Origin of the sequence: Streptomyces sp. NPDC093018 (assembly GCF_040684035.1) — a bacterium.
GTDB classification, from domain to species: Bacteria; Actinomycetota; Actinomycetes; order Streptomycetales; family Streptomycetaceae; genus Streptomyces; species Streptomyces murinus.
On sequence record NZ_JBFBFF010000010.1, the window covers coordinates 142673 to 169537 of the forward strand.

Sequence of the window (26865 nt, forward strand, 5' to 3'; positions counted from 1 at the left end):
CCTGCCTCCCGTGCACGGTGAGGTCATCGGGGCGCGGACACGCGAACCGCGTGCTGCGGCGGCTTCGGCGACGCCCGCGGTTATTCGAGCTTTCCACTCCCGTCACGTCGCGTCCATACGACGGACCCCGCGACGGTCCCGATCCCGCCGCCGGCGCCCGGCACGGGGTCGTACGGCTGCCCCCGCCGCGCCCCGCGAGGGGCCCGCGGAATCCCTCCGCCGCCGCACCGGGCGGGATCGTACGGGCCGCTTCCGGACGTTCTCGTGCGAGCCCGGCGCACCACCTCGGCGCACGGCCCGCGGGTGCCCGCCCGCCACGCGTACGCGCGCGTGGCTACGATGGGCCAGCCGGCGGCCATCAGGGCCGCGGCGACACCGACCGTCGGGAAGGCCATGCTGAACAAGTACGCGCGTGCATTTTTCACGCGTGTCCTCACACCGTTCGCCGCGTTTCTCATCCGGCGGGGGGTGAGCCCCGACACGGTCACGCTGCTCGGCACGGCGGGCGTGGTGGCGGGCGCGCTGGTCTTCTACCCCCGGGGCGAGTTCTTCTGGGGCACGGTCGTGATCACCCTGTTCGTCTTCTCCGACCTGGTCGACGGCAACATGGCCCGCCAGCTGGGCCGTTCCAGCCGCTGGGGCGCCTTCCTGGACTCCACCCTGGACCGGGTCGCCGACGGCGCGATCTTCGGCGGCTTCGCGCTCTGGTACGCGGGGCAGGGCGACGACAACATGATGTGCGCGGTCTCGATCTTCTGCCTGGCCAGCGGCCAGGTGGTGTCGTACACCAAGGCGCGCGGCGAGTCGATCGGGCTGCCGGTCGCCGTCAACGGTCTGGTCGAGCGTGCGGAGCGGCTGGTGATCTCGCTGGTCGCGGCCGGTTTCGCGGGTCTGCACAAGTTCGGTGTGCCCGGCATCCAGTGGCTGCTGCCGGTCGCCCTGTGGATCGTGGCCGCGGGCAGCCTGGTCACGCTGATCCAGCGGGTCGTCACGGTGCGCCGCGAGTCCGCGGAGGCCGAGGCGGCCGCGCGGGACGCGAGCGGGGCGGCGAAGTGAGCGTCTCGGACCGGCTCAGCGACGCGCTGTACGGCGCGGGCTGGAGCACCGTCAAGAAGCTCCCGGAGCCCGCCGCCGCCCGCCTGGGGCGGACCGTCGCGGACCTCGCCTGGAAGAAGCGCGGCAAGGGCGTGCTGCGCCTGGAGGCGAACTACGCGCGCGTCGTGCCCGGCGCGAGCCCCGAGCGGCTCGCGGAACTCTCCCGCAAGGGCATGCGCTCCTACCTGCGCTACTGGATGGAGTCCTTCCGGCTGCCCGCCTGGAGCCCCGAGCGGATCAGGACGGGCTTCGCCGCCAAGGACATACACCACCTGACCGAGGGCCTGGACGCGGGCAAGGGCGTGATCCTCGCCCTGCCGCACCTGGCCAACTGGGACCTGGCCGGCGCCTGGGTGACCACCGAGCTGCGCACCCCGTTCACCACGGTCGCCGAACGCCTCAAGCCCGAGACGCTCTACGACCGCTTCGTCGCCTACCGCGAGGGCCTCGGCATGGAGGTGCTGCCGCACAGCGGCGGCTCCGCCTTCGGCACCCTGGCCCGCAGGCTGCGCGACGGCGGCCTGGTCTGCCTGGTCGCCGACCGCGATCTGTCCGCCTCCGGCGTCGAGGTCGACTTCTTCGGCGAGAAGGCCCGGATGCCCGCGGGCCCCGCCCTGCTCGCCCAGCACACCGGCGCCCTGCTGCTGCCGGTCACCCTCTGGTACGACGACTCGCCCGTCATGCGGGGCCAGGTCCACCCCCCGATCGAGGTGCCCGAGTCGGGCACCCGGGCGGAGAAGTCGTCCGTCATGACACAGGCCCTGGCCGACGCCTTCGCCACCGGGATCGCCGAGCACCCGGAGGACTGGCACATGCTGCAGCGGCTGTGGCTCGCCGACCTCGACCCCGCGAAGGGACCCTCGTGAGAATCGGGATCGTCTGCCCGTACTCCTGGGACGTGCCCGGTGGCGTCCAGTTCCACATCCGCGACCTCGCCGAGTACTTCATCCGCCTCGGCCACGAGGTCTCGGTGCTGGCCCCGGCCGACGACGACACCCCGCTGCCGCCGTACGTCGTCTCGGCGGGCCGCGCGGTCCCGGTGCCGTACAACGGCTCGGTGGCCCGGCTGAACTTCGGCTTCCTGTCGGCCGCGCGGGTACGGCGCTGGCTGCACGACGGCGCCTTCGACGTGGTGCACATCCACGAGCCGACCTCGCCCTCGCTGGGCCTGCTCACCTGCTGGGCGGCGCAGGGCCCGATCGTGGCCACCTTCCACACCTCCAACCCGCGCTCGCGGGCGATGATCGCCGCGTACTCGATCCTCCAGGCCGCCCTGGAGAAGATCAGCGCCCGGATCGCGGTCAGCGAGTACGCCCGGCGCACCCTGGTCGAGCATCTGGGCGGGGACGCGGTGGTCATCCCGAACGGCGTCGACGTCGACTTCTTCGCGAAGGCCGAGCCCAAACCCGAGTGGCAGGGGGAGACGATCGGCTTCATCGGCCGGATCGACGAGCCCCGCAAGGGCCTGCCCGTGCTGATGAAGGCCCTGCCGAAGATCATGGCCGCCCGGCCCACCGCGCGGCTGCTGGTCGCGGGCCGCGGCGACGAGGAGGCGGCCGTCGAGCACCTGCCCGCGCAGCTGCGTTCCCGGGTGGAGTTCCTCGGCATGGTCAGCGACGAGGACAAGGCCCGCCTGCTGCGCAGCGTGGACGTGTACGTGGCGCCCAACACCGGCGGCGAGAGCTTCGGCATCATCCTGGTCGAGGCCATGTCCGCGGGCGCCCCGGTGCTCGCCTCCGACCTCGACGCCTTCGTCCAGGTCCTCGACCAGGGCCGGGCGGGCGAGATCTTCGCCAATGAGGACGCCGACGCGCTCGCCGACGCCGCCGTACGGCTGCTGGCCGACCCGGAACGCCGGGCCGCGCTGCGCGCCCACGGCAGCGCCCATGTGCGGCGCTTCGACTGGTCCACGGTCGGCGCGGACATCCTCTCCGTCTACGAGACGGTCACGGACGGCACGACGGCGGTCGCGGCGGACGAGCGGTCCACGGGGCTGCGGGCGCGGTTCGGGCTGGCGCGGGACTGAGACCCGACGCCGGGTGCGGGTGCACTGAGAGCTTGTCCGGGACCCAAACCTCGTGCGGGGGTGAGAGCCTCGGGCGGGGGTGAATCAGGTGCCTTCCCGGCGCGCGTCCGGCGGGCCCGAGAGGTGCCGATAGCCTTCCCGCGTGACCGCAACCCTCATCTGGATCCTCGTCGCCCTCCTCGCGATCGGCGTCTACCTGAGCTGGACCGCAGGACGCCTGGACCGGCTGCACGTACGGATGGACGCCGCCCGCGCCGCGCTCGACGCCCAGCTGCTGCGCCGCGCCTCCGTGGCCCAGGAACTCGCCACCTCCGGCGTGCTCGACCCGGCCGCCTCGATCGTGCTGTACGAGGCCGCGCACGCCGCCCGGCAGGCCGAGGAGGAGCAGCGGGAGGTCGCCGAGAGCGAGCTGAGCCAGGCCCTGCGTGCGGTGTTCGCGGAACCGGCCCAGGTGGAGGCCCTGCGAGAGGCGCCCGGCGGCGAGGACGCGGCCCATGAGCTGGCCGAGGCCGTGCGCCGGGTCCCGATGGCCCGTCGCTTCCACAACGACGCCGTGGGCGCCGCCCGCAGGCTGCGCGGGCACCGCAAGGTCCGCTGGTTCCGGCTGGCAGGCCACGCCCCCTTCCCGCTGGCCTTCGAGATGGACGACGAACCCCCCGCCGCCCTGGTGGAACGGGTCGCCTGACCGCCCCTCACCTGGCATTCCCAGCGAAAACGAGCCACGGGCTTTCCATTGGCCCTTGCTGTGGCCTGGTCCCCTCGCGTTTCCTCGGTGCAGCAGAGAACCCTCTTTCCCTTCAGTGAGGTCGCCCGTGTCCACCACCGAGAACCAGGCTCCCGAGACCGGCACCGCCCGCGTGAAGCGCGGCATGGCCGAGCAGCTCAAGGGCGGCGTCATCATGGATGTCGTCACCCCGGAGCAGGCGAAGATCGCCGAGGACGCGGGCGCCGTCGCCGTCATGGCCCTGGAGCGGGTCCCGGCCGACATCCGCAAGGACGGCGGCGTGGCCCGGATGTCCGACCCGGACATGATCGAGGGCATCATCGAGGCCGTCTCGATCCCGGTCATGGCCAAGTCCCGCATCGGCCACTTCGTCGAGGCCCAGGTCCTCCAGTCCCTCGGCGTGGACTACATCGACGAGTCCGAGGTCCTCACCCCGGCCGACGAGGTCAACCACTCGGACAAGTGGGCGTTCACCACCCCGTTCGTGTGTGGTGCCACCAATCTGGGCGAGGCCCTGCGCCGCATCGCCGAGGGCGCCGCGATGATCCGCTCCAAGGGCGAGGCCGGCACCGGCAACGTCGTGGAGGCCGTGCGCCACCTGCGCCAGATCAAGGGCGAGATCGCCAAGCTGCGCGGCTGCGACAACAACGAGCTGTACGCCGCCGCCAAGGAGCTGCGCGCCCCCTACGAGCTGGTCAAGGAGGTCGCCGAGCTGGGCAAGCTCCCCGTGGTGCTGTTCTCCGCCGGCGGCGTGGCCACCCCGGCCGACGCGGCCCTGATGCGCCAGCTCGGCGCCGAGGGCGTGTTCGTCGGCTCCGGCATCTTCAAGTCCGGCGACCCGGCCAAGCGCGCCGCCGCCATCGTGAAGGCCACCACCTTCTACGACGACCCGAAGATCATCGCGGACGCGTCGCGCGACCTCGGCGAGGCCATGGTCGGCATCAACTGCGACACCCTCCCCGAGACCGAGCGCTACGCGAACCGCGGCTGGTAACCACAGGCCACAGGTAACTGAACCCCATGAACACTCCTGTCATCGGTGTCCTGGCGCTCCAGGGCGACGTACGGGAGCACCTCATCGCCCTGGCCGCGGCGGACGCCGTGGCCAGGCCGGTGCGGCGCCCCGAGGAACTCGCCGAGGTCGACGCGCTCGTCCTGCCCGGCGGCGAGTCCACCACCATCTCCAAGCTGGCCGTGCTCTTCGGGGTGATGGAGCCCCTGCGCGCCCGGGTGCGCAGGGGCATGCCCGTCTACGGCACCTGCGCGGGCATGATCATGCTGGCCGACAAGATCCTCGACCCGCGCTCGGGCCAGGAGACCATCGGCGGCATCGACATGATCGTGCGCCGTAACGCCTTCGGACGACAGAACGAGTCCTTCGAGGCCGCGATCGACGTGCGCGGCGTCGCGGGCGATCCTGTGGAGGGCGTCTTCATCCGCGCCCCCTGGGTGGAGTCCGTGGGCGCGGACACCGAGGTGCTCGCCGAGCACGGCGGCCATATCGTCGCCGTCCGCCAGGGCAACGCGCTCGCCACGTCGTTCCACCCGGAACTGACCGGCGACCACCGGGTGCACGCCCTGTTCGTCGACATGGTGCGCGCCAACGCCGACGCGGAGTCCTTGTAGGATCTCAGGCGTTCGTTCATAGATGGGTAACGCGAAGGAGACAGGCAGATGTCCGGCCACTCTAAATGGGCTACGACGAAGCACAAGAAGGCCGTGATCGACGCCAAGCGCGGCAAGCTCTTCGCGAAGCTGATCAAGAACATCGAGGTCGCCGCGCGGATGGGCGGCGTCGACCTCGAAGGCAACCCGACGCTCTACGACGCCGTCCAGAAGGCCAAGAAGCAGTCGGTCCCGAACAAGAACATCGACTCCGCGATCAAGCGCGGTGGCGGTCTTGAGGCCGGCGGCGCCGACTACGAGACGATCATGTACGAGGGTTACGGCCCGAACGGCGTCGCGGTGCTCATCGAGTGCCTCACCGACAACCGCAACCGCGCCGCCTCCGACGTGCGCGTGGCCATGACCCGCAACGGCGGCAACATGGCCGACCCGGGCTCGGTGTCGTACCTCTTCAACCGCAAGGGCGTCGTCATCGTCCCCAAGGGCGAGCTGAGCGAGGACGACGTGCTCGGCGCTGTCCTGGACGCCGGTGCCGAGGAGGTCAACGACCTCGGTGAGTCCTTCGAGGTGCTCAGCGAGGCCACCGACCTGGTCGCGGTCCGCACCGCCCTCCAGGAGTCCGGCATCGACTACGACTCCGCCGAGGCCAACTTCGTCCCGACCATGCAGGTCGAGCTGGACGAGGAGGGCGCCAGGAAGATCTTCAAGCTGATCGACGCCCTGGAGGACAGCGACGACGTGCAGAACGTCTTCGCCAACTTCGACGTGAGCGACGAGGTCATGGAGAAGGTCGACGCGTAACGCGTACGGCTGACCGACCGGGCCGACGGGACACACCCCGTCGGCCCGTCGTGTTGCCGGGTACCGGCGGGGCGGCAACGGGGGCGTTGGTGCGCGGCGTTGTCAGTGCCACCCGATAGCCTGCACAAACAGGTGATCGAGCGGTCGGAGGGAGGGGCCCGTGCGGGTGCTGGGGGTGGACCCGGGACTGACCCGGTGCGGGGTCGGCGTGGTCGAGGGGGTCGCGGGGCGCCCGCTCACCATGATCGGCGTCGGCGTCGTCCGCACCGCCGCGGACGCCGAGCTCAGCCGCCGGCTGCTCGCCGTCGAGCAGGGCATCGAGGCGTGGCTGGACGAACACCGGCCCGAGTTCGTCGCCGTGGAGCGCGTCTTCAGCCAGCACAATGTGCGCACCGTGATGGGCACCGCCCAGGCAAGCGCCGTCGCCATGCTGTGCGCCGCCCGCCGCGGCATCCCCGTCGCACTGCACACCCCCAGCGAGGTCAAGGCCGCCGTCACCGGCTCGGGCCGCGCCGACAAGGCCCAGGTCGGCGCCATGGTCACCCGGCTGCTCCGGCTCGCCGCGCCCCCGAAACCCGCCGACGCGGCCGACGCCCTCGCCCTCGCCATCTGCCACATCTGGCGCGCCCCCGCCCAGAACCGACTCCAGCAGGCCGTCGCCCTGCACACCACCCACGCAACGAAAGGCCGTACGGCATGATCGCCTTCGTCAGCGGCACGGTCGCCGCGCTCGCCCCCGACGCCGCGGTGGTGGAGGTCGGCGGTGTCGGCATGTCCGTCCAGTGCACCCCGGACACGCTCTCCACGCTCCGCGTCGGACAGCCCGCCAAACTGCACACCTCCCTGGTCGTGCGCGAGGACTCGCTGACCCTGTACGGCTTCGCGGACGACGACGCCCGCCAGGTCTTCGTCCTGCTCCAGACCGCCAGCGGCGTCGGCCCCCGCCTCGCCCAGGCCATGCTCGCCGTGCACTCCCCGGACGCGCTGCGCCGCGCCGTCGCCACCGGTGACGAGAAGGCCCTGACCGCGGTCCCCGGCATCGGCAAGAAGGGCGCGCAGAAGCTGCTCCTGGAACTGAAGGACCGCCTCGGCGCCCCCGTCGGCACCGCCCCCGCCATCGGCGCCCCGGTCACCCAGGGCTGGCGCGACCAGCTGCACGCGGCCCTCATCGGCCTCGGCTACGCCACCCGCGAGGCCGAGGAGGCCGTGACCGCCGTGGCCCCGCAGGCCGAGGCGGCGGGCGGCACCCCGCAGGTCGGCCCGCTCCTGAAGGCCGCCCTGCAGACCCTGAACCGCGCCCGCTGACCCCCACCCCTGTTGAGGCACACCACATGAACTGGGACGACACGGCCGACACCGCCGACACGCCCGCCGCCGAGCGACTGGTGGGCTCCGCCGCCGACCGCGAGGACCAGGCCGTCGAGGCCGCCCTGCGCCCCAAGGATCTCGGCGAGTTCATCGGCCAGGAGAAGGTCCGCGAACAGCTCGACCTGGTGCTGCGGGCGGCCCGCGCGCGCGGCGCCACCGCCGACCACGTGCTGCTCTCCGGCGCCCCCGGCCTCGGCAAGACCACCCTGTCGATGATCATCGCCGCCGAGATGGGCGCCCCCATCCGCATCACCTCGGGCCCCGCCATCCAGCACGCCGGCGACCTCGCCTCGATCCTCTCCTCCCTCCAGGAGGGCGAGGTGCTCTTCCTGGACGAGATCCACCGCATGTCCCGGCCCGCCGAGGAGATGCTCTACATGGCGATGGAGGACTTCCGCGTCGACGTCATCGTCGGCAAGGGCCCCGGCGCCACCGCCATTCCCCTCGATCTGCCCCCGTTCACCCTGGTCGGCGCCACCACCCGGGCCGGGCTGCTGCCGCCCCCGCTGCGCGACCGCTTCGGCTTCACCGCGCACATGGAGTTCTACGAGCCCCGCGAACTGGAGCGCGTCGTGCACCGCTCCGCGCAGCTCCTGGACGTCGGTATCGACACGGACGGCGCCGCCGAGATCGCCGGCCGCTCCCGCGGCACCCCCCGTATCGCCAACCGCCTGCTGCGCCGCGTCCGCGACTACGCGCAGGTCAAGGCGGACGGCGCGATCACCCGGGACATCGCCGGTGCCGCCCTCGCCGTCTACGAGGTCGACGCACGCGGCCTCGACCGGCTGGACCGTGCCGTCCTGGAGGCTTTGCTGAAGCTTTTCGCCGGCGGCCCCGTCGGCCTGTCCACCCTGGCCGTCGCGGTGGGGGAGGAGCGGGAGACCGTCGAGGAGGTCGCCGAGCCCTTCCTGGTCCGCGAGGGACTGCTGGCCCGCACCCCGCGCGGCCGCGTCGCCACGCCTGCCGCCTGGACGCACCTCGGTCTCACCCCGCCCGGCTCCGCCGCGTCGGGAAACGGACAACCGGACCTGTTCGGGACGTGACACCACCGGCCCCGGGCATCCCTCCGCTTCGGTGGTGGCCCGGTGCGGAACCCAGGTGCCATGCTGGGCGTTGTTCCATGTGTGCGGACTCGCTTAGACTCCGCCGATGCCGCCCTTGTGGGCGGCGCCGACACACCCCCATCCCCGAAAAGGCCGCTCTCCGTCGCGGTCGCGCGAAGGAAATCCCGTCCCGTGAATCCGTATACCCTTCTCCCGTTCATCGTGCTCATCGCGGCCATGTTCCTGATGACGCGCTCTGCCAAGAAGAAGCAGACTCAGGCCGCGCAGATGCGCAATGAGATGCAGCCCGGCTCCGGTGTCCGCACGATCGGGGGAATGTACGCGACGGTCAAGGAGGTCAATGAGGACACCGTCCTCCTGGACGCCGCTCCCGGTGTCGACCTCCTCTTCGCCAAGAACGCGATCGGCGCCGTCCTCACCGACGACGAGTACAACCGCATCGTGCACGGCATCGAGCACGACCTGAAGTCCGACGCCGACATCGTCCCGGACGACGCCTCCTCCCTCACCGAGACCGACGAGACCGACGGATCTGCCGCCGCTGCCGCCGCCTCCGACGACAAGATCGACCTCGGTAAGAAGGACGCAGACGAGGACACCGCCGACGAGTCCGAGGCCGCCGAGGCCTCGACGGAGGACAAGCCGAAGAAGTCCGACGGCGATTCCGACGCGAAGTAGTCACGCCCCGGTGGTGCGCGAGACGGCATAATCACGCCCCGCGCACCACCGGGCGCGTCTGTTTCCCGTACGGGGAGCCCGACACCATGTCATGGCCGCCGAGCGCCGACCGGGCGCCGGAGCGGCCCGAGAGGGAGTACGAGAAGGTGGCAGCACCTAAGAAGGGCCGGAGCGCGAGCGCCCAGAGCAAACCAGGGCGCTCACTGGCCCTCATCCTGATCGCCATCGTGGCGCTCACCGGAGGGATGTTCGCCTCCGGGCACACCACCCCGCGTCTCGGCATCGACCTCGCCGGTGGTACGAGCATCACGCTCAAGGCGAAGGCCGACCAGGGGTCCGCGGTCAACAAGGCCAACATGGACACCGCGGTCGAGATCATGAACCGCCGTGTCAACGGCCTCGGCGTCTCCGAGGCGGAGGTGCAGACCCAGGGAACCGACAACATCATTGTCAACATCCCGCGGGGCACCAACTCCAAGGAGGCCCAGCAGCAGGTCGGCACCACCGCCAAGCTCTACTTCCGGCCGGTTCTGGCCAGCGAGCCCAGCGGTGCCGCGGCCAGCCCCTCGCCGAGTGGCTCCCCGACGGCCGGCTCCTCGCCCAAGCCGGGCTCCAGCTCCTCCCCGAGCGCCTCCTCCTCGCAGAAGGCCTCCTCCCCGTCGTCCTCGTCCCCGTCGTCGAGCACGTCCCCGACCGGCTCCGCGACCACGCAGGGCCGTGTGGTCACCGACGCGCTCAAGGCCGGCTCCAGCCCCTCGCCGAGCGCGACGCCCACCGGCGGCTCCTCCCCGAAGCCGACCCCCTCGGCCTCCGGCGGCACGGACACGGCCAAGCTCCAGGCCGCGTACACCGCCCTGGACTGCTCCAACCCGGACGACCGCGCCAAGGCGGGCAACAACGCCAAGCCGGGCGACTCCACCATCGCCTGCGGCAAGGTCGGCAAGGGCTACTACAAGTACCTGCTCGGCCCGGCCGGCGTGGACGGCACCGAGGTGAAGAAGGCCCAGGCCGTCTTCGACACCCAGGGCGCCTCCGGCTGGCAGGTCCAGATGACCTTCAACTCCACGGGCGCCAAGAAGTTCGCCGACATCACCGGCGAGCTGGCCAAGAACCAGGCCCCGCAGAACGAGTTCGGCATCGTCCTGGACGGCGAGGTCGTCTCCAGCCCGTATGTCAGTCTGGCCATCACCGGCGGCCAGGCGGAGATCTCCGGCAGCTTCACGCAGCAGGACGCGCAGAGCCTCGCCAACATGCTGTCGTACGGCGCGCTGCCGCTCTCCTTCCAGGAGCAGTCCGTCACCACCGTGACCGCCGCGCTCGGCGGTCAGCAGCTGCACGCCGGTCTGCTCGCCGGCGCCATCGGCCTCGCCCTGGTCGTGCTCTACCTGGTGGTCTACTACCGCGGCCTGTCGCTCGTCGCCATGGCCTCGCTGCTCGTCTCGGCGATCCTCACCTACGTGATCATGTCGCTGCTCGGCCCGGCCATCCATTTCGCACTGAACCTGCCGGCCGTCTGCGGCGCCATCGTCGCCATCGGTATCACCGCCGACTCGTTCATCGTGTACTTCGAACGCATCAGGGACGAGATCCGCGAGGGCCGCTCGCTGCGACCCGCCGTCGAGCGTGCCTGGCCGCGCGCCCGGCGCACCGTCCTGGTCTCCGACTTCGTGTCGTTCCTCGCCGCCGCCGTGCTGTTCATCGTGACCGTCGGCAAGGTCCAGGGCTTCGCGTTCACGCTGGGCCTGACCACCGTGCTCGACGTGGTCGTCGTCTTCCTGTTCACCAAGCCGCTGATGACCCTGCTCGCCCGCCGCAAGTTCTTCGGCAACGGCCACAAGTGGTCCGGCCTCGACCCGAAGAGCCTCGGTGGCAAGCCGCCGCTGCGCCGCACCCGCCGTCCCGCCGGCCCCGCCGCCGGCCCTGTCGACCCGAAGGAGGCGTGAGCGATGTCGAAACTCGGCTCCATCGGCGCCCGGCTGCACCGCGGTGAGATCAGCTACGACTTCATCGGCAAGCGCAAGATCTGGTACGGCGTCTCCATCCTGATCACCATCACGGCCATCCTCGGCCTGGCGGTGCGCGGCCTGAACATGAGCATCGACTTCCAGGGCGGCGCCGTCTTCACGACGCCGACCAACATGAGCACCTCGATCGCTCAGGCGGAGTCGTACGCCAAGGACGCCTCCGGCCACGAGGCCGTCGTGCAGAAGCTCGGCAACGGCAGCCTGCGCATCCAGGTCGCCGGCCTGGACACGGCCAAGTCCGACCAGGTCAAGGAGAGCCTGGCCAAGGACCTGAAGCTCAACCCCGAGAAGCTCGCCGCCGACCTGGTCGGCCCGAGCTGGGGCCAGGAGATCGCCAACAAGGCCTGGGAGGGCCTGGCGATCTTCATGGTGCTCGTCGTGATCTACCTGGCCATCGCCTTCGAGTGGCGCATGGCCGTCGCGGCCCTGATCGCGCTGATCCACGACATCACCATCACGACCGGTATCTACGCCCTGGTCGGCTTCGAGGTCTCGCCCGGCACCATCATCGGTCTGCTGACCATCCTCGGTTACTCGCTCTACGACACGGTCGTCGTCTTCGACAGCCTCAAGGAGCAGACCAAGGACATCACCAAGCAGACCCGCTTCACCTACAGCGAGATCGCCAACCGGTCGATCAACGGCACCCTGGTCCGCTCCATCAACACCACGGTCGTCGCCCTGCTGCCGGTCGCCGGTCTGCTCTTCATCGGCGGCGGCTTCCTCGGCGCCGGTGACCTCAACGACATCTCGCTGTCGCTGTTCGTCGGCCTCGCGGCCGGTGCGTACTCCTCGATCTTCATCGCCACTCCGCTGGTCGCCGATCTCAAGGAGCGCGAGCCCGCGATGAAGGCGCTCACCAAGCGGATCATGGCCAAGCGCGCCCAGGCCGCTTCGGAGGACGGTCCCGTCACCACCGGTGGCGACGACACCGAGGACGCCGCGCCCGCCGTGGTCGGCCCGCGCAACCAGCCCTCCGCCCGCGGCCGTGGCCGCGGCCGGCAGGCGGGCGGCAAGCGCCGATGACCGACATCCAGGAGCTGCTGCTCAGCCGCATCCGTGACGTCGCGGACTACCCGGAGCCGGGAGTGATGTTCAAGGACATCACCCCGCTCCTGGCGGACCCCGCCGCGTTCACCGCCCTGACCGACACGCTCGCCGGTATCGCCACCGGCACCGGTGCCACCAAGATCGTCGGTCTGGAGGCCCGGGGCTTCATCCTCGGCGCCCCGGTCGCCGTCCGCGCGGGCCTGGGCTTCATCCCGGTCCGCAAGGCGGGCAAGCTGCCCGGCGCCACCCTGCGCCAGGCCTACGACCTGGAGTACGGCTCGGCCGAGATCGAGGTGCACGCGGAGGACCTGACCTCCGGCGACCGCGTCCTGATCGTGGACGACGTGCTGGCCACCGGTGGCACCGCCGAGGCGGCCATCCACCTCATCCAGCGCGCCGGTGCCGAGGTCGCGGGCCTCGCGGTCCTGATGGAGCTGGGCTTCCTCGGCGCCCGCACCCGGCTGGAACCGACCCTCGCCGGAGCCCCCCTGGAGGCCCTCCTCCAGGTCTGACCAGGCTTCCGCCGGCAGCAACGCCGTACGGCCGCCCCGGCACCCCGCCGAGGCGGCCGTACGGCGTTCCCGGCCCGGTCCTCCCGGCGCTCCGCGCCCTGGTCTTCCCGGTGCTCCACGTCCCGGTCCTCCCGGCTCTGCGCGTCCTCGGCGGCACCGCCCGGCCACCTCCCGGAATCCCAGGTGCACCTCCGGCGTTACCGGGGTAGTCGGTCCCTACGATCCGCCTGCGGGCGATCCGCGGCGGCGGGATCGCTACCATGGGGTCTCCGGAGCCTGACCGGGGGACCCGGAACGTGCACGAGGAGCCCTCTTGCCAGACGAGGCCCAGAGACTGACCGCCGCCAAGCCCGAGCCCGCCTCGGCGCCCGCGGCCAAGCCCGCGCCCACTGTGTCGACCGCCAAGAACGACACCCGCGGGGCGGTCGAGCACGCCCCGGCCGCGCCCGTCGAGAAGTCCGCGGAGTCCTCGCGTCCCAAACCGGCGACCCCCGTCGAGCGCCCCGCCCAGCCTCCCGTCGTGCGCCCGCCCGCCGTGCAGAACGGCCGCTCCGGCTCCTCCAACCGCGTCCGCGCCCGCCTGGCCCGGCTCGGCGTCCAGCGCGCCAACCCGTACAACCCGGTCCTGGAACCGCTGCTGCGGATAGTGCGCAGCAATGACCCGAAGATCGAGAACGCCACCCTCCGCCAGATCGAGCGCGCCTACCAGGTCGCCGAACGCTGGCACCGCGGCCAGAAGCGCAAGAGCGGCGACCCGTACATCACGCACCCGCTCGCGGTCACCACCATCCTCGCCGAGCTGGGCATGGACCCGGCCACGCTGATGGCGGGCCTGCTGCACGACACCGTCGAGGACACCGAGTACGGCCTGGAGGACCTGCGCCGCGACTTCGGCGACGTGGTCGCCCTGCTCGTCGACGGCGTCACCAAGCTGGACAAGGTCAAGTTCGGCGAGGCCGCGCAGGCCGAGACCGTGCGCAAGATGGTCGTCGCCATGGCCAAGGACCCCCGTGTCCTGGTCATCAAGCTCGCCGACCGGCTGCACAACATGCGCACCATGCGCTACCTCAAGCGCGAGAAGCAGGAGAAGAAGGCGCGCGAGACCCTGGAGATCTACGCGCCGCTCGCCCACCGCCTGGGCATGAACACCATCAAGTGGGAACTGGAGGACCTCGCCTTCGCGATCCTCTACCCCAAGATGTACGACGAGATCGTCCGGCTGGTGGCCGAACGGGCGCCCAAGCGCGACGAGTACCTCGCCATAGTGACCGACGAGGTCCAGTCCGACCTGCGGGCCGCCCGCATCAAGGCGACCGTCACCGGGCGCCCGAAGCACTACTACAGCGTCTACCAGAAGATGATCGTCCGCGGCCGCGACTTCGCGGAGATCTACGACCTGGTGGGCATCCGTGTCCTGGTCGACACGGTCCGCGACTGCTATGCCGCCCTCGGCACCGTGCACGCGCGATGGAACCCGGTCCCCGGCCGGTTCAAGGACTACATCGCGATGCCCAAGTTCAACATGTACCAGTCACTGCACACCACGGTGATCGGCCCCAACGGCAAGCCCGTCGAACTCCAGATCCGCACCTTCGACATGCACCGCCGCGCCGAGTACGGCATCGCCGCGCACTGGAAGTACAAGCAGGAGGCCGTCGCCGGCGCCTCCAAGGTGCGCACCGACGCGCCCAAGACGGCCGGCAAGGACAAGGACGCCATCAACGACATGGCGTGGCTGCGGCAGTTGCTCGACTGGCAGAAGGAGACCGAGGACCCGGGCGAGTTCCTGGAGTCGCTGCGCTTCGACCTGTCGCGCAACGAGGTCTTCGTCTTCACGCCCAAGGGCGACGTCATAGCGCTCCCGGCCGGCGCCACCCCGGTGGACTTCGCCTATGCCGTGCACACCGAGGTGGGCCACCGCACCATAGGAGCGCGGGTCAACGGCCGCCTCGTACCGCTGGAGTCCACCCTGGACAACGGCGACCTGGTCGAGGTCTTCACCTCCAAGGCGCCCGGCGCCGGACCCTCCCGGGACTGGCTCGGGTTCGTCAAGTCGCCCCGGGCGCGCAACAAGATCCGCGCCTGGTTCTCCAAGGAGCGCCGGGACGAGGCGATCGAGCAGGGCAAGGACGCCATCGTGCGGGCCATGCGCAAGCAGAACCTGCCGATCCAGCGCATCCTGAACGGCGACTCCCTGATCACGCTCGCGCACGAGATGCGCTACTCGGACATCTCCGCGCTGTACGCGGCGATAGGCGAGGGCCATGTCTCCGCGCAGAACATCGTGCAGAAGCTGGTGCAGGCCCTCGGCGGCGAGGAGGCCGCCACCGAGGAGATCGACGAGACGGTCCCGCCGTCCCGCGGCCGTCGCAAGCGCCGCTCCAGCGCCGACCCCGGTGTCGTGGTCAAGGGCGTCGACGACGTGTGGGTGAAGCTGGCCCGCTGCTGCACGCCCGTGCCCGGCGACCCGATCATCGGTTTCGTCACCCGCGGCAGCGGCGTCTCCGTGCACCGCAGCGACTGCGTCAACGTGGACTCGCTGTCCCGGGAGCCGGAGCGCATCCTGGACGTCGAGTGGGCGCCCACCCAGTCCTCGGTCTTCCTGGTCGCCATCCAGGTCGAGGCCCTGGACCGCTCCCGCCTGCTGTCGGACGTCACCCGCGTGCTGTCCGACCAGCACGTCAACATCCTCTCGGCCGCCGTCCAGACCTCCCGGGACCGCGTCGCCACCTCCCGCTTCACCTTCGAGATGGGCGACCCCAAGCACCTGGGACACGTCCTGAAGGCCGTACGGGGCGTGGAGGGCGTGTACGACGTCTACCGGGTGACCTCGGGACGCCAGAAGCACTAGAGGGGCTCCGAGCACAGCGAAGGGCGGGCCGGGCAGAGTGACTGCCCGGCCCGCCTTTTTTGCTGCGCTCAGTGCCTCTTCCAGGCCCTGAGACGTCTGAAGTACTTCACGAAGAGAATGACCCCGGCCACGGCGATCAGCGCGCCGCCGCCCTGGATCCATGGAGAATTCTCGGGCCCCTCCGACAAGTAGCCGAGCCCGACGGCGATGAAAATAAGCCCCAGGAGAACACCGGCGATATGCGCCCAGGTCCTTTTCAAGGAGTTTCTCCCCTCTCCTCCGTCACTCCGTGAATGTCATCGATCAGGTGGTCGAGTAAATGGGCCACACCCGGGAGTTGGACGTGTGGGCGGTTGCCGGGCTCTGCGGCCCGTACATGTTCACCACATCGCTGAACGTCACGGTTCCCGAGGGACCGCACACGGGAAGCTTCTTCGCGATGCACGCCTGGAGGACGACCTTGCCCTCCACGTGGTAACGCCCGCCGTCACCCTTCTTCACATACGGCTGGGTGAAATCCATCTTGATTCCGAGCGCCATGCCCTGGACGTTGTTGTGCCCCGACAACGTGCCCTTCACGTCGACCAGCTTCCCCTTGCCGTCACGGGTGGTGGTCACGACGAAGTCGATCTCACCCGTGCGGCTGTGGCCCGCGCCCCCGCCGGGATAGAAACGGTAGACCTGACTCGAAACGTGGTTGGCGGCGAAGGCGCTGGGCGCCATGGCCACACCGGACGCCACTACGGCGGCCAGCGATACTGCGATCCCTGCGGTACGGGCGCGCAATGTTCCCCCTGTTTTCAATTTGAACCAGATATATGAATGAATCGATCCAGGCGGTTGGTCAGGTGCCGCCGGATGATCACATTGAAGCATGGGGGTTCAATGGGGCTCCAGCGAGATTCACTGAGAGGAAATTCATGATGTCCGGCCGGAACCAGGACGCCCATAAAGCGGTCGGGGCGGCAACCGTTTCCGGTCACCGCCCCATGAGGTGCGTGCTGTCGCCGGCAGGTCAGCCGCCGAACTCCTGGAGACCCTTCAGGGCCTGGTCCAGAAGTGCCTGGCGGCCTTCCAGCTCCTTCTGGAGCTTGTCGGCCCTGGAGTTGTTGCCCTGGGCGCGGGCCTGCTCGATCTGCGTCCCGAGCTTGTCCACGGCGGCCTGGAGCTGACCGGTCAGACCCTCGGCGCGCGCCCGCGCCTCCGGGTTCGTCCGGCGCCACTCGGCCTCCTCGGCCTCCTGGATCGCCCGCTCGACCGTGTGCATCCGGCCCTCGACCTTCGGGCGCGCGTCCCGCGGGACGTGGCCGATGGCCTCCCAGCGCTCGTTGATCGAACGGAAGGCGGCACGGGCGGCCTTCAGCTCACCGATCGGCAGGAGCTTCTCGGCCTCCTCGGCCAGCTCCTCCTTGAGCTTCAGGTTCTCCGCCTGCTCCGCGTCCCGCTCGGCGAACACCGAGCTGCGCGCCGCGAAGAACACGTCCTGGGCGCCGCGGAAGCGGTTCCACAGGTCGTCCTCGTGCTCGCGCTGGGCGCGGCCCGCGGCCTTCCACTCCGACATCAGATCGCGGTAACGGGCCGCCGTCGGACCCCAGTCCGTGGAACCCGACAGCGACTCGGCCTCGGCGACCAGCCGCTCCTTGATCCGACGGGCGTCCTCGCGCTGCGCGTCCAGCTGCGCGAAGTGCGCCTTGCGGCGCTTGGAGAACGCCGACCGGGCGTGCGAGAAGCGGTGCCACAGCTCGTCGTCGGACTTGCGGTCCAGACGCGGCAGCCCCTTCCAGGTGTCCACCAGCGCCCGCAGCCGCTCACCCGCGGCCCGCCACTGGTCGGACTGCGCCAGCTGCTCCGCCTCGGCGACCAGGTCCTCCTTGGCCTTGCGGGCCTCGTCGGACTGCTTGGCCCGCTGGACCTTGCGCTCCTCGCGGCGCGCCTCGACCGTCTCCACGAGCTTGTCCAACCGACCGCGCAGCGCGGCCAGATCGCCGACCGCGTGATGCGCGTCCACCTGCTCGCGCAGATGGTCGATGGCGGCCTGGGCGTCCTTCGCCGACAGGTCGGTGGTCCGCACTCGCTTCTCGAGGAGGCCGATCTCGACAACCAGGCCCTCGTACTTGCGCTCGAAGTAGGCCAGCGCCTCCTCAGGGGAGCCGGCCGCCCAGGATCCGACGACCTGCTCGCCGTCGGCCGTACGCACGTACACGGTCCCCGTCTCGTCGACGCGGCCCCACGGGTCGCTGCTCACAGCGCCTCCTCCACATGATGCCTCGGGGTGCCTCAGCGCCCCCGGGCATCGACCACAGTTTCGTCACGGCCAACATAGGCGACCAGCGGGTTCCCTGTCCGCATCCAGCGCGACCGAAATTCCGCCGACGGCCCCGGCCGCTCTCAGGACTTGGCGACCGTCGCCTTGTTGATCACAACGGTCGCGTTCGGGGCGGTGTTGCCGGAGGTCGGGTCGGCCGGCTGGGCACCTGCCGCCGCGATCTTGTTCAGCACCTTCATGCCGGACGCCGAGATCGTGCCGAACGGCGTGTACTGGGCCGGCAGCGGGCTGTCCTTGTAGACCAGGAAGAACTGGCTGCCACCGGTGTGCTTCTGGCCGGTGTTGGCCATCGCCACCGTGCCCGCCGGGTAGGTGTTCTTCTTCAGACTGGCGTCCTTCAGGTTCTCGTCCGGCAGCGTGTAGCCGGGACCGCCCATGCCGGTGCCCTGCGGGTCGCCGCACTGGAGCACGAAGATGCCATCGGTGGTCAGCCGGTGGCACTTGGTGTGGTCGAAGAAGCCCTTGCCCGCGAGGAAGTCGAAGGAGTTGACCGTGTGCGGGGCCGCCGACGTCTTCAGCGCGATCGAGATGTCACCGCACGTCGTCGCGAGGTCCATCGTGTACTTCGCCGACGTGTCGATGGACATCGCCGGTTCCTTCTTCCAGCTGAGCTTCTTCACCGAGCCCGCCGCCGGCTTCTGGCACGGGTCCGGCGCCTTGCTCTGCTGCGTGGACGCGCTCGGCTTCGTCTTGGCGCCGGCGTCGGTCTTCTTGTCGTCGCCCCCCAGCACATGGGTCGTGTAGAGCGCCACACTGCCGATCACGATCACGCCCAGTACCGACGCGATCGCGGAGTTGCGCACGCGGGCCTTGCGCCGCGACTCGGTGCGTCGCTGCTGCTGCCGCAAGAACTTCTCCCGGGCGAGCTGACGCCGCCGCTGCTCCTGGCTGACCACCGGGTTCTCTCCTCATGCGTGTCGTGTGTCGAGCGGTACGCGTGCGTCCTCGTGGGCCGACCACTGCGTGTAGCCCCGTACCGTATATGGGTTCGCTGAGGAAACGGCAGCGCCGGTAGGCTCTGAGTGCGGTCGAGGCCGCCTTGTCACCACCTGCACACCGATGAAACGAAGGACGATCGTGCTCATTGCCGGGTTCCCCGCCGGGGCTTGGGGGACGAACTGCTACCTCGTCGCCCCCGCCGCCGGTGAGGAGTGCGTGATCATCGACCCGGGCCACCAGGCCGCCGAGGGAGTCGAGGAAGCGCTGAAGAAGCATCGGCTCAAGCCCGTCGCCGTCGTCCTCACCCACGGCCACATCGACCATGTGGCCTCGGTCGTCCCCGTCTGCGGCGCCCATGACGTGCCCGCCTGGATCCACCCCGAGGACCGCTTCATGATGAGCGACCCGGAGAAGGCGCTCGGCCGCTCGATCGGCATGCCCCTCATGGGCGAGCTGACCGTGGGCGAGCCCGACGACGTCCGGGAGCTGGCGGACGGCGCGCAGCTGGACCTGGCCGGACTGGAGTTCTCCGTCGCGCACGCGCCGGGCCATACCAAGGGGTCGGTGACCTTCCGGATGCCCGAGAGCGCCGACGTGCCGTCGGTGTTCTTCTCCGGGGATCTGCTGTTCGCCGGCTCCATCGGACGCACCGATCTGCCGGGCGGATCCATGGCGGACATGTTCGGGTCGCTGGCACGGGTGTGCCTGCCGCTCGACGACTCCACCGTGGTCCTGTCCGGCCACGGCCCCCAGACGACCATCGGCCGCGAGCGCGCCACCAACCCCTACCTGCGGGAAGTGGCGGCCGGCCAGGGAGCCCCCGCGGCTCCCCGACGAGGAATGTGACGAGAGAGCTTCCGTGAGCACCTTCCAGGCCCCCAAGGGCACCTACGACCTGATCCCGCCGGACTCCGCGACGTACCTCGCGGTCCGCGAGGCGATCGCCGCCCCGCTGCGCAACTCCGGCTACGGCTACATCGAGACCCCCGGCTTCGAGAACGTCGAGCTGTTCGCGCGCGGTGTCGGCGAGTCCACCGACATCGTCACCAAGGAGATGTACGCCTTCGAGACCAAGGGCGGCGACAAGCTCGCCCTGCGTCCCGAGGGCACGGCCTCCGTGCTGCGCGCGGCCCTGGAGGCCAACCTGCACAAGACCGGCAACCTCCCGGTCAAGCTCTGGTACTCGGGCTCGTACTACCGCTACGAACGCCCGCAGAAGGGCCGCTACCGCCACTTCTCCCAGGTCGGTGCCGAGGCGATCGGCGCGGAGGACCCGGCGCTGGACGCCGAGCTGATCATCCTGGCCGACCAGGCGTACCGCTCGCTGGGCCTGCGCAACTTCCGCATCCTGCTCAACAGCCTGGGCGACAAGGAGTGCCGACCGGTGTACCGGGCCGCTCTCCAGGACTTCCTGCGCGGCCTGGACCTCGACGAGGACACGCTGCGGCGCGCCGAGATCAACCCGCTGCGCGTCCTGGACGACAAGCGCGAGTCGGTCCAGAAGCAGCTCACCGGCGCCCCGCTGCTGCGCGACTACCTGTGCGACGCCTGCAAGGCGTACCACGAGGAGGTCCGCGAGCTGATCACGGCGGCGGGCGTGGCCTTCGAGGACGACCCGAAGCTGGTCCGCGGCCTGGACTACTACACCCGCACCACCTTCGAGTTCGTGCACGACGGCCTCGGCTCGCAGTCCGCGGTGGGCGGCGGCGGCCGCTACGACGGCCTGTCCGAGATGATCGGCGGCCCCGCGCTGCCCTCCGTCGGCTGGGCCCTGGGCGTCGACCGCACGGTCCTCGCGCTGGAGGCCGAGGGCGTGGCGCTGGACCTCCCGTCCACCACGTCCGTGTACGCCGTCCCGCTCGGCGAGGAGGCCCGCCGCGTCCTGTTCGCCAAGGTCACCGAGCTGCGCAAGGTGGGCATCGCGGCGGACTTCGCCTACGGCGGCAAGGGCCTCAAGGGCGCCATGAAGAACGCCAACCGCAGCGGCGCGCGTTACACCCTGGTCGCCGGCGAGCGCGACCTCGCCGAGGGCGTCGTCCAGCTCAAGGACATGGAGTCCGGCGAGCAGAGCGCGATCGGTGTCAACGAGATCGTGGCGGAGCTGGAGTCACGGCTCGGCTAGCAGCCGACAGCGAGTTCAGGAAGGGCGCCGGGGACATTCCCGGCGCCCTTTTCCACGGCTCCTGCAGCCCGTGCCGGGGCCCGTCGTCAACCCCTTGAACGCCGATTCGTCCTGCCGGCGGATCCCGAACATCTCACCGCGCCGGGCGCCGGGATCCGGGCCGTCCACCGCGGTCACGTCCCCGTACCGCTTGCGCGACCCCGTCCCTTCACCGCGAATTCGCTCACATGTGCTGTCATGGCCTTGATGCTCCGGCCGAAACCATACGGTCCGTGACCGCCGGGCGGCCTTCCTTATGCCCATCGAACGGTGGACACACAGAAGGGTGCGGCACAATGGCCGGTGCCCGAAGATTGTCCAACTCTCAAGTGACGGAATCGGCGTGATGAGCAAGACGACAGTCAACGACGTCTCCGCGGTGTCCGGTCCCGACCGCCCCGCCGACGGCCGCACCGTGGGCGGCAGCCGCGCCTTCGCCCTGCTGCTGGTCATCACCGGCGCGGCCGGACTGCTGGCCGCCTGGGTGATCACGCTCGACAAGTTCAAGATCCTCGAGTACAAGGTCGCGGGCAAGACCTTCACGCCCGGTTGCAGCGTGAACCCGGTGGTCTCCTGCGGCAGCGTGATGGAGAGCAAGCAGGCCGCCGCCTTCGGCTTCCCCAACCCGATGCTCGGCCTGGTCTGCTACGGCATCGTGATCTGCGTCGGCATGAGCCTGCTGACCCGCGCCCGCTTCCCGCGCTGGTACTGGCTGACCTTCAACTTCGGCACCCTCTTCGGTGTCTGCTTCGTCACCTGGCTCCAGTTCGAGTCCCTGTACCGGATCAACGCGCTGTGCCTGTGGTGCTCGCTGGCCTGGGTCGCCACGATCACCATGTTCTGGTACGTCACCTCGTTCAACGTCCGCAACGCCTTCCTGCCCGCCCCGCGCTGGCTGCGCTCCTTCCTCGGCGAGTTCACCTGGGTGCTGCCGGTCACCCACTGCGGCATCATCGCCATGCTGATCCTGACCCGCTGGGGCAGCACCCTCTGGGCCTGAGACCCCGCCCGCGGCCCGGTCCCGGCATGGGTCCGGGCCGCATTGTCAGTGCCGTGACTTAGGGTTTCAGCGTGGAACCCGACCTCTTCACCGCCGCAGCAGAAGAACGCCAGGAGAAGGACCCGGCGGCCAGCCCCCTGGCGGTGCGCATGCGCCCGCGCACCCTCGACGAGGTCGTGGGCCAGCGGCATCTGCTCAAGCCCGGCTCGCCCCTGCGCCGCCTGGTCGGCGAGGGCTCCGGCGGCCCCGCGGGACCGTCCTCGGTGATCCTCTGGGGCCCTCCCGGCACCGGCAAGACCACCCTCGCCTACGTGGTCTCCAAGGCCACCAACAAGCGCTTCGTGGAGCTGTCCGCGATCACCGCGGGCGTCAAGGAGGTGCGCGCGGTCATCGACGGCGCCCGCCGCGCCACCGGCGGTTTCGGCACCGAGACCGTCCTCTTCCTGGACGAGATCCACCGCTTCAGCAAGGCCCAGCAGGACTCCCTGCTCCCCGCCGTCGAGAACCGCTGGGTGACCCTGATCGCGGCCACCACCGAGAACCCCTACTTCTCGGTGATCTCCCCGCTGCTGTCCCGCTCCCTGCTGCTGACCCTCGAACCCCTCACCGACGACGACATCCGCGGCCTGTTGCGGCGCGCCCTGGACGCCGAGCGCGGCCTGAAGGGCGCGGTCACCCTCCCCGAGGACACCGAGGAGCACCTGCTGCGCATCGCGGGCGGCGACGCCCGCCGCGCCCTGACCGCCCTGGAGGCCGCCGCCGGGGCCGCCCTCGACCAGGACGAGCGCGAGATCTCCCTCGCCACCCTGGAGCAGACCGTGGACCGGGCGGCGGTCACGTACGACCGCGACGGCGACCAGCACTACGACGTCGCCAGCGCCCTCATCAAGTCCATCCGCGGCTCCGACGTGGACGCGGCCCTGCACTACCTCGCCCGCATGATCGAGGCCGGCGAGGACCCCCGGTTCATCGCACGGCGCCTGATGATCTCCGCCAGCGAGGACATCGGCCTGGCCGACCCGAACGCGCTGCCCATCGCGGTCGCCGCCGCCCAGGCCGTCGCCATGATCGGCTTCCCCGAGGCGGCCCTCACCCTCAGCCACGCCACCATCGCCCTCGCGCTCGCCCCCAAGTCCAACTCCGCGACGACCGCGATAGGCGCCGCCCTGGAGGACGTCCGCAAGGGCCTGTCCGGCGCGGTGCCGCCGCATCTGCGCGACGGCCACTACAAGGGCGCCGCCAAACTCGGCCACGCACAGGGTTACGTGTATCCGCACGACGTGCCCGAGGGCATCGCCGAGCAGCAGTACGCCCCGGACACGATCAAGGACCGCGAGTACTACGCGCCGACCCGGCACGGCGCCGAGGCGCGCTACGCGGACGCGGTCGACTGGACCCGCAGGCACCTCGGTCGCAGGCGGTCCTGAGCAGCCTGTAGAATGCTCCGAAGCGCCCAGTCCCGTGCCGTCAGAGCGGGACAACGGGCCGGAGACCCCGTCCCCCCGGGGACGGACTCCAGGAGCGTCGCGCACCGTCGAACGGTGTCGCGGGCAGCCCACCACCACCCGGAGTCCCGGAGCGGTCGGTGGGCCACTCGCGTGCTGCACGTATGTGCCCAGATCAGGGAAGCGGCTGCCCAGCGGGTCCCCAAGTGGACCGGCGGGTCTTCCCGGCTGCGGATGCGACCTCCCGAAACCTCTGGCAAGCCGAACACTACGAAACGAGATTGAGACAGTGGCGAACCAGTCCCGCCCCAAGGTCAAGAAGTCGCGTGCCCTCGGCATCGCGCTGACCCCGAAGGCCGTCAAGTACTTCGAGGCCCGCCCCTACCCGCCGGGCGAGCACGGCCGCGGCCGCAAGCAGAACTCGGACTACAAGGTCCGTCTGCTGGAGAAGCAGCGCCTGCGCGCTCAGTACGACATCTCCGAGCGCCAGCTGGTCCGCGCCTACGAGCGCGCCTCCAAGGTCCAGGGCAAGACCGGTGAGGCCCTGATCGTGGAGCTGGAGCGCCGCCTCGACGCGCTGGTCCTGCGTTCGGGTCTCGCCCGCACGATCTACCAGGCCCGCCAGATGGTCGTCCACGGCCACATCCAGGTCAACGGCCAGAAGGTCGACAAGCCGTCCTTCCGTGTCCGTCCGGACGACGTCGTGCAGGTCCGCGACCGCTCCAAGGACAAGACGCTCTTCCAGATCTCCCGTGAGGGTGGCTTCGCCGCCGACGGCGAGACCCCGCGCTACCTCCAGGTGAACCTCAAGGCCCTGGCGTTCCGCCTGGACCGTGAGCCGAACCGCAAGGAGATCCCGGTGATCTGCGACGAGCAGCTCGTCGTCGAGTACTACGCCCGCTGATCCCAGCCCCGGCGCAGCACCGCACTCCGGACCGCCGTCCTCTCCGTCCTGCCGGGCGGAGGAGGCGGCGGTTCCGCGTTTCCCGGCGCCCTCCCCGACGTGCCGCCCGCCCTACCGGCCCTTCCCCGCCTCGCAGCCCCCGCCGGTGCGCACCGCGCCCCACCGCCCCGCCCCGCGCGGCGCCGGTACCGAGGCCGGCGGCCGGTTCCCCGCCCGGCCCAGCGCCCGGCTGACCGCGGCCTCCCGGTCCAGGCGCCCCCCGCGTCGTACACACTCCTCGTAACGGGCATCGCCGAGCGCCCCGCGGGCGGCCGACTCGCACTGGGCGTGCGGCGCGTTGTAGTGCGCCGAACCGAAGAGGGGCAGGCCCACCGAGGGCCACAGCCGGGCGGCCGCACCCTGGAGGACGGCCGCCTCGGCAAGATCGCCCTCGGTCGCCGTCACCAGGGCGAGCAGTTCGAGGGCCAGCACCGAGCCGAGCAGATCGTCGAAGGCATGGGCGTTGCCCAGACACTCGGTCAGCAGCTCCCGCGCCCGCCCCGGCGCGCCCTCCCGCCAGGCCGCGTACGCCAGGACGTACAGCGCGTACGACCGCGCCCAGCGCTCCCCGTGCTCCTCGCACACCCGGCGCACGTCCTCGCACAGCCGTACCGCGTCCGGCAGATCCCCCTGGAAGGCACGCGCCATCGCCAGCTCGACGCGCCCCATGAGCACATTGCTGTTCAGCTCGCCGATCTCCGCATAGCGCGCCAGCGCCGAGCGCAGCAGCGTTTCTGCACGGGGGGGATCGTCCGTGACCAGCGCCAGACAGCCGGTGCGATGCTCCGCGTACGCCAGCGCCGGCGCGTCCGCCGACCGCTCCGCCCGCTCCCGGCACGCGCGCAGTGTCCGCCGCGCGAGCCCGCTGTCGCCCTGGAGCACCGCCACGTACCCGAGCACCCACAGGGCCTTCAACAGGGACCGCTCGTAGCCCGACTCCAGCGCCACGCTCCGCTCCAGCCAGCGCCGCCCCTCCGCCAGCCGCCCGCACCCCACCCAGCAGAACCACAGCGACCCCGCCAGGTACTGCCCCAGATGCGCCTCCGCGGGCTCGGTCAGGCAGAACTCCAGCGCGGCCCGCAGGCTGGGCAGCTCCACCGCCACCCGCGCGGCCACCTCCCGCTGCCGGGGCGAGAACCACTCCAGTTCGCACCAGGTCGCCAGGCCCAGGTACCAGTCCCGGTGCCGCCGCCGCAGCCGTACCGCGTCCCCGGTCGCCTCCAGCCAGCCGGCGCCGTAGGCCCGCACGGTGTCCAGCATCCGGTAGCGCGAGCCCGCCGCGGTCTCCTCGCGGGCGATCACCGACTGGGCCAGCAGCTCCGAGAGCACATCGAGGATCTCCGTGTCGGGCAGCCCGTCCCCGCTGCACACGTACTCGACCGCCTCCAGATCGAAGGTCCCCGCGAACACCGTGAGCCGCGCCCACAGCAGCCGCTCGGGCGGGGTGCACAGCTCATGGCTCCAGCCGATCGCCGTGCGCAGCGTCTGATGGCGGGGGAGCGCGTCGCGGCCGCCGCCGGTCAGCAGCCGGAACCGGTCGTCCAGCCGGTCCAGCAGCTGCGCGGGGGACAGGGCCCGCAGCCGCGCCGCCGCCAGCTCCAGCGCCAGCGGGATGCCGTCGAGCCGCGCGCACAGCTCGCGCACCTCGGGATCGTCGGACACCGTGATCCCCTGCTCCCGGGCCCGGTCCATGAGCAGCCGCACCGCCTCGTCCGCGCCCAGCGGCGCCAGCGGGAACAGCCGCTCGCCCGCGAGACCCAGCGGACGCCGGCCCACCGCCAGCACCCGCAGCTCGGGCAGCTTGCGCAGCAGCTGCGCGACCAGCTCGGCGGTGGCCGCCACCAGATGCTCGAACCCGTCGAGGACCAGCAGCGTCGGGCGCGCGGCCAGCTGCTCCAGCACCGTCTCGCGCGGCGTCCGGGTGGTGTGGTCGGTCAGCCCGAGGGCCTCCGCCACCTCGTACTCCACGAACTCCGGGTCGTGCGCCGGCGCCAGCTCCACCCAGCCGTGCGCCGTCTCCCAGTCCGCCACGACCCGTGCGGCCAGCCGGGACTTGCCCACTCCGCCGGGCCCGGTCACCGTCACCAGGCGGGCCGACCGCAACGCCGCGGCGAGCCCCGCCACCTCCGTCGTACGTCCGACGAATCCGGTCAGTTCAAGGGGCGGCTCGCCGTCGGCGAAAGGTTCTGGGCACTGAGGACCTCGCATGGGACACGGAGCGTACTGAACCGT

25 protein-coding genes are annotated in these 26865 nt (G+C 70.8%); 20 read left to right on the plus strand and 5 right to left on the minus strand.

The genetic code is table 11. The annotated features are described in order from the left end of the window. Positions 1-339 precede the first annotated feature (339 nt). The 15 genes from pgsA to AB0N90_RS22995 all read left to right on the plus strand — a co-directional run bounded on the left by pgsA (position 340) and on the right by AB0N90_RS22995 (position 15819). A complete protein-coding gene (gene pgsA, locus AB0N90_RS22925; protein ID WP_361680001.1) occupies positions 340-1056 on the plus strand; it encodes a phosphatidylinositol phosphate synthase in 717 nt (238 codons plus the stop codon). Continuing rightward, on the plus strand, positions 1053-1961 hold the full coding sequence (locus tag AB0N90_RS22930) for a phosphatidylinositol mannoside acyltransferase (protein WP_361679998.1): 909 nt from the start codon (positions 1053-1055) through the stop codon (positions 1959-1961). The genes pgsA and AB0N90_RS22930 overlap by 4 nt, the downstream gene beginning before the upstream one ends. Then, positions 1958-3121: a glycosyltransferase family 4 protein gene (locus AB0N90_RS22935; RefSeq protein ID WP_361679995.1), complete on the plus strand. Its 1164-nt coding sequence runs from the start codon at positions 1958-1960 to the stop codon at positions 3119-3121. The genes AB0N90_RS22930 and AB0N90_RS22935 overlap by 4 nt, the downstream gene beginning before the upstream one ends. Before the next feature lie 142 nt (positions 3122-3263). Beyond that, positions 3264-3806, plus strand: coding sequence for a hypothetical protein (locus tag AB0N90_RS22940; RefSeq protein ID WP_111586967.1), 543 nt, complete (start codon positions 3264-3266; stop codon positions 3804-3806). A 127-nt stretch (positions 3807-3933) separates the two neighbouring features. After that, positions 3934-4839 (plus strand): pyridoxal 5'-phosphate synthase lyase subunit PdxS, encoded by a 906-nt coding sequence (gene pdxS / locus AB0N90_RS22945; RefSeq protein WP_085562525.1) that lies wholly within the window; start codon positions 3934-3936, stop codon positions 4837-4839. A 26-nt stretch (positions 4840-4865) separates the two neighbouring features. Then, positions 4866-5471, plus strand: a complete 606-nt coding sequence (gene pdxT / locus AB0N90_RS22950) for a pyridoxal 5'-phosphate synthase glutaminase subunit PdxT (protein WP_365199360.1) — start codon at positions 4866-4868, stop codon at positions 5469-5471. 48 nt (positions 5472-5519) lie between these two features. Then, positions 5520-6272 (plus strand): YebC/PmpR family DNA-binding transcriptional regulator, encoded by a 753-nt coding sequence (locus tag AB0N90_RS22955; RefSeq protein ID WP_361679987.1) that lies wholly within the window; start codon positions 5520-5522, stop codon positions 6270-6272. A gap of 160 nt (positions 6273-6432) precedes the next feature. Beyond that, positions 6433-6972, plus strand: coding sequence for a crossover junction endodeoxyribonuclease RuvC (gene ruvC, locus AB0N90_RS22960; RefSeq protein WP_365199363.1), 540 nt, complete (start codon positions 6433-6435; stop codon positions 6970-6972). Next, positions 6969-7577: a Holliday junction branch migration protein RuvA gene (gene ruvA / locus AB0N90_RS22965; RefSeq protein WP_128789218.1), complete on the plus strand. Its 609-nt coding sequence runs from the start codon at positions 6969-6971 to the stop codon at positions 7575-7577. The genes ruvC and ruvA overlap by 4 nt, the downstream gene beginning before the upstream one ends. A 26-nt stretch (positions 7578-7603) precedes the next feature. Continuing rightward, positions 7604-8683 carry a Holliday junction branch migration DNA helicase RuvB gene (gene ruvB / locus AB0N90_RS22970; protein ID WP_365199366.1) on the plus strand — a complete coding sequence of 360 codons (1080 nt, stop codon included), beginning with the start codon at positions 7604-7606 and terminating at the stop codon, positions 8681-8683. Between the two features lie 192 nt (positions 8684-8875). Beyond that, the gene (gene yajC / locus AB0N90_RS22975) at positions 8876-9382 is read left to right on the plus strand and encodes a preprotein translocase subunit YajC (RefSeq protein WP_085562530.1); all 507 of its coding nucleotides are present in this window, start codon (positions 8876-8878) and stop codon (positions 9380-9382) included. Positions 9383-9528: 146 nt separating this feature from the next. Then, the gene (gene secD, locus AB0N90_RS22980; RefSeq protein WP_365199369.1) at positions 9529-11325 is read left to right on the plus strand and encodes a protein translocase subunit SecD; all 1797 of its coding nucleotides are present in this window, start codon (positions 9529-9531) and stop codon (positions 11323-11325) included. 3 nt (positions 11326-11328) lie between these two features. After that, positions 11329-12432, plus strand: coding sequence for a protein translocase subunit SecF (secF, locus tag AB0N90_RS22985; protein WP_365199372.1), 1104 nt, complete (start codon positions 11329-11331; stop codon positions 12430-12432). Next, the gene (locus AB0N90_RS22990) at positions 12429-12968 is read left to right on the plus strand and encodes an adenine phosphoribosyltransferase (protein WP_365199374.1); all 540 of its coding nucleotides are present in this window, start codon (positions 12429-12431) and stop codon (positions 12966-12968) included. The genes secF and AB0N90_RS22990 overlap by 4 nt, the downstream gene beginning before the upstream one ends. 313 nt (positions 12969-13281) lie before the next feature. Next, positions 13282-15819 (plus strand): bifunctional (p)ppGpp synthetase/guanosine-3',5'-bis(diphosphate) 3'-pyrophosphohydrolase, encoded by a 2538-nt coding sequence (locus AB0N90_RS22995; RefSeq protein WP_361679965.1) that lies wholly within the window; start codon positions 13282-13284, stop codon positions 15817-15819. Between the two features lie 68 nt (positions 15820-15887). Here AB0N90_RS22995 and AB0N90_RS23000 read toward each other — a convergent pair whose 3' ends face one another. From AB0N90_RS23000 to AB0N90_RS23015, 4 genes are all read right to left on the minus strand, one after another. Continuing rightward, positions 15888-16079, minus strand: coding sequence for a hypothetical protein (locus tag AB0N90_RS23000; RefSeq protein ID WP_361679962.1), 192 nt, complete (start codon positions 16077-16079; stop codon positions 15888-15890). Positions 16080-16122: 43 nt separating this feature from the next. Continuing rightward, the gene (locus AB0N90_RS23005) at positions 16123-16542 is read right to left on the minus strand and encodes a hypothetical protein (RefSeq protein WP_361679959.1); all 420 of its coding nucleotides are present in this window, start codon (positions 16540-16542) and stop codon (positions 16123-16125) included. A gap of 292 nt (positions 16543-16834) precedes the next feature. After that, complete coding sequence (locus tag AB0N90_RS23010) at positions 16835-18064, minus strand: DUF349 domain-containing protein (protein ID WP_085562538.1); 1230 nt, start codon at positions 18062-18064, stop codon at positions 16835-16837. A 143-nt stretch (positions 18065-18207) separates the two neighbouring features. Continuing rightward, complete coding sequence (locus tag AB0N90_RS23015) at positions 18208-19041, minus strand: peptidylprolyl isomerase (protein WP_365199378.1); 834 nt, start codon at positions 19039-19041, stop codon at positions 18208-18210. 181 nt (positions 19042-19222) lie between these two features. On the opposite strand from AB0N90_RS23015, the gene AB0N90_RS23020 reads away from it, so the two are divergent. The 5 genes from AB0N90_RS23020 (at position 19223) to rpsD (ending at position 24594) form a co-directional block, all read left to right on the plus strand. Further along, positions 19223-19930 (plus strand): MBL fold metallo-hydrolase, encoded by a 708-nt coding sequence (locus AB0N90_RS23020; protein ID WP_093681036.1) that lies wholly within the window; start codon positions 19223-19225, stop codon positions 19928-19930. 13 nt (positions 19931-19943) lie between these two features. Next, the gene (gene hisS, locus AB0N90_RS23025) at positions 19944-21206 is read left to right on the plus strand and encodes a histidine--tRNA ligase (RefSeq protein WP_361679949.1); all 1263 of its coding nucleotides are present in this window, start codon (positions 19944-19946) and stop codon (positions 21204-21206) included. Between the two features lie 385 nt (positions 21207-21591). Further along, a complete protein-coding gene (locus AB0N90_RS23030) occupies positions 21592-22245 on the plus strand; it encodes a vitamin K epoxide reductase family protein (RefSeq protein WP_361679946.1) in 654 nt (217 codons plus the stop codon). A 71-nt stretch (positions 22246-22316) separates the two neighbouring features. Continuing rightward, positions 22317-23672 (plus strand): replication-associated recombination protein A, encoded by a 1356-nt coding sequence (locus AB0N90_RS23035; RefSeq protein ID WP_365199381.1) that lies wholly within the window; start codon positions 22317-22319, stop codon positions 23670-23672. 307 nt (positions 23673-23979) lie between these two features. Continuing rightward, positions 23980-24594: a 30S ribosomal protein S4 gene (gene rpsD, locus AB0N90_RS23040; RefSeq protein ID WP_037651039.1), complete on the plus strand. Its 615-nt coding sequence runs from the start codon at positions 23980-23982 to the stop codon at positions 24592-24594. Positions 24595-24705: 111 nt separating this feature from the next. Here the strand turns inward: rpsD and AB0N90_RS23045 are convergent, their stop codons facing one another. Continuing rightward, entirely contained in the window at positions 24706-26841 is a 2136-nt protein-coding gene (locus AB0N90_RS23045; protein WP_365199385.1) for an AAA family ATPase, read from the minus strand. Between the last annotated feature and the right edge of the window lie 24 nt (positions 26842-26865).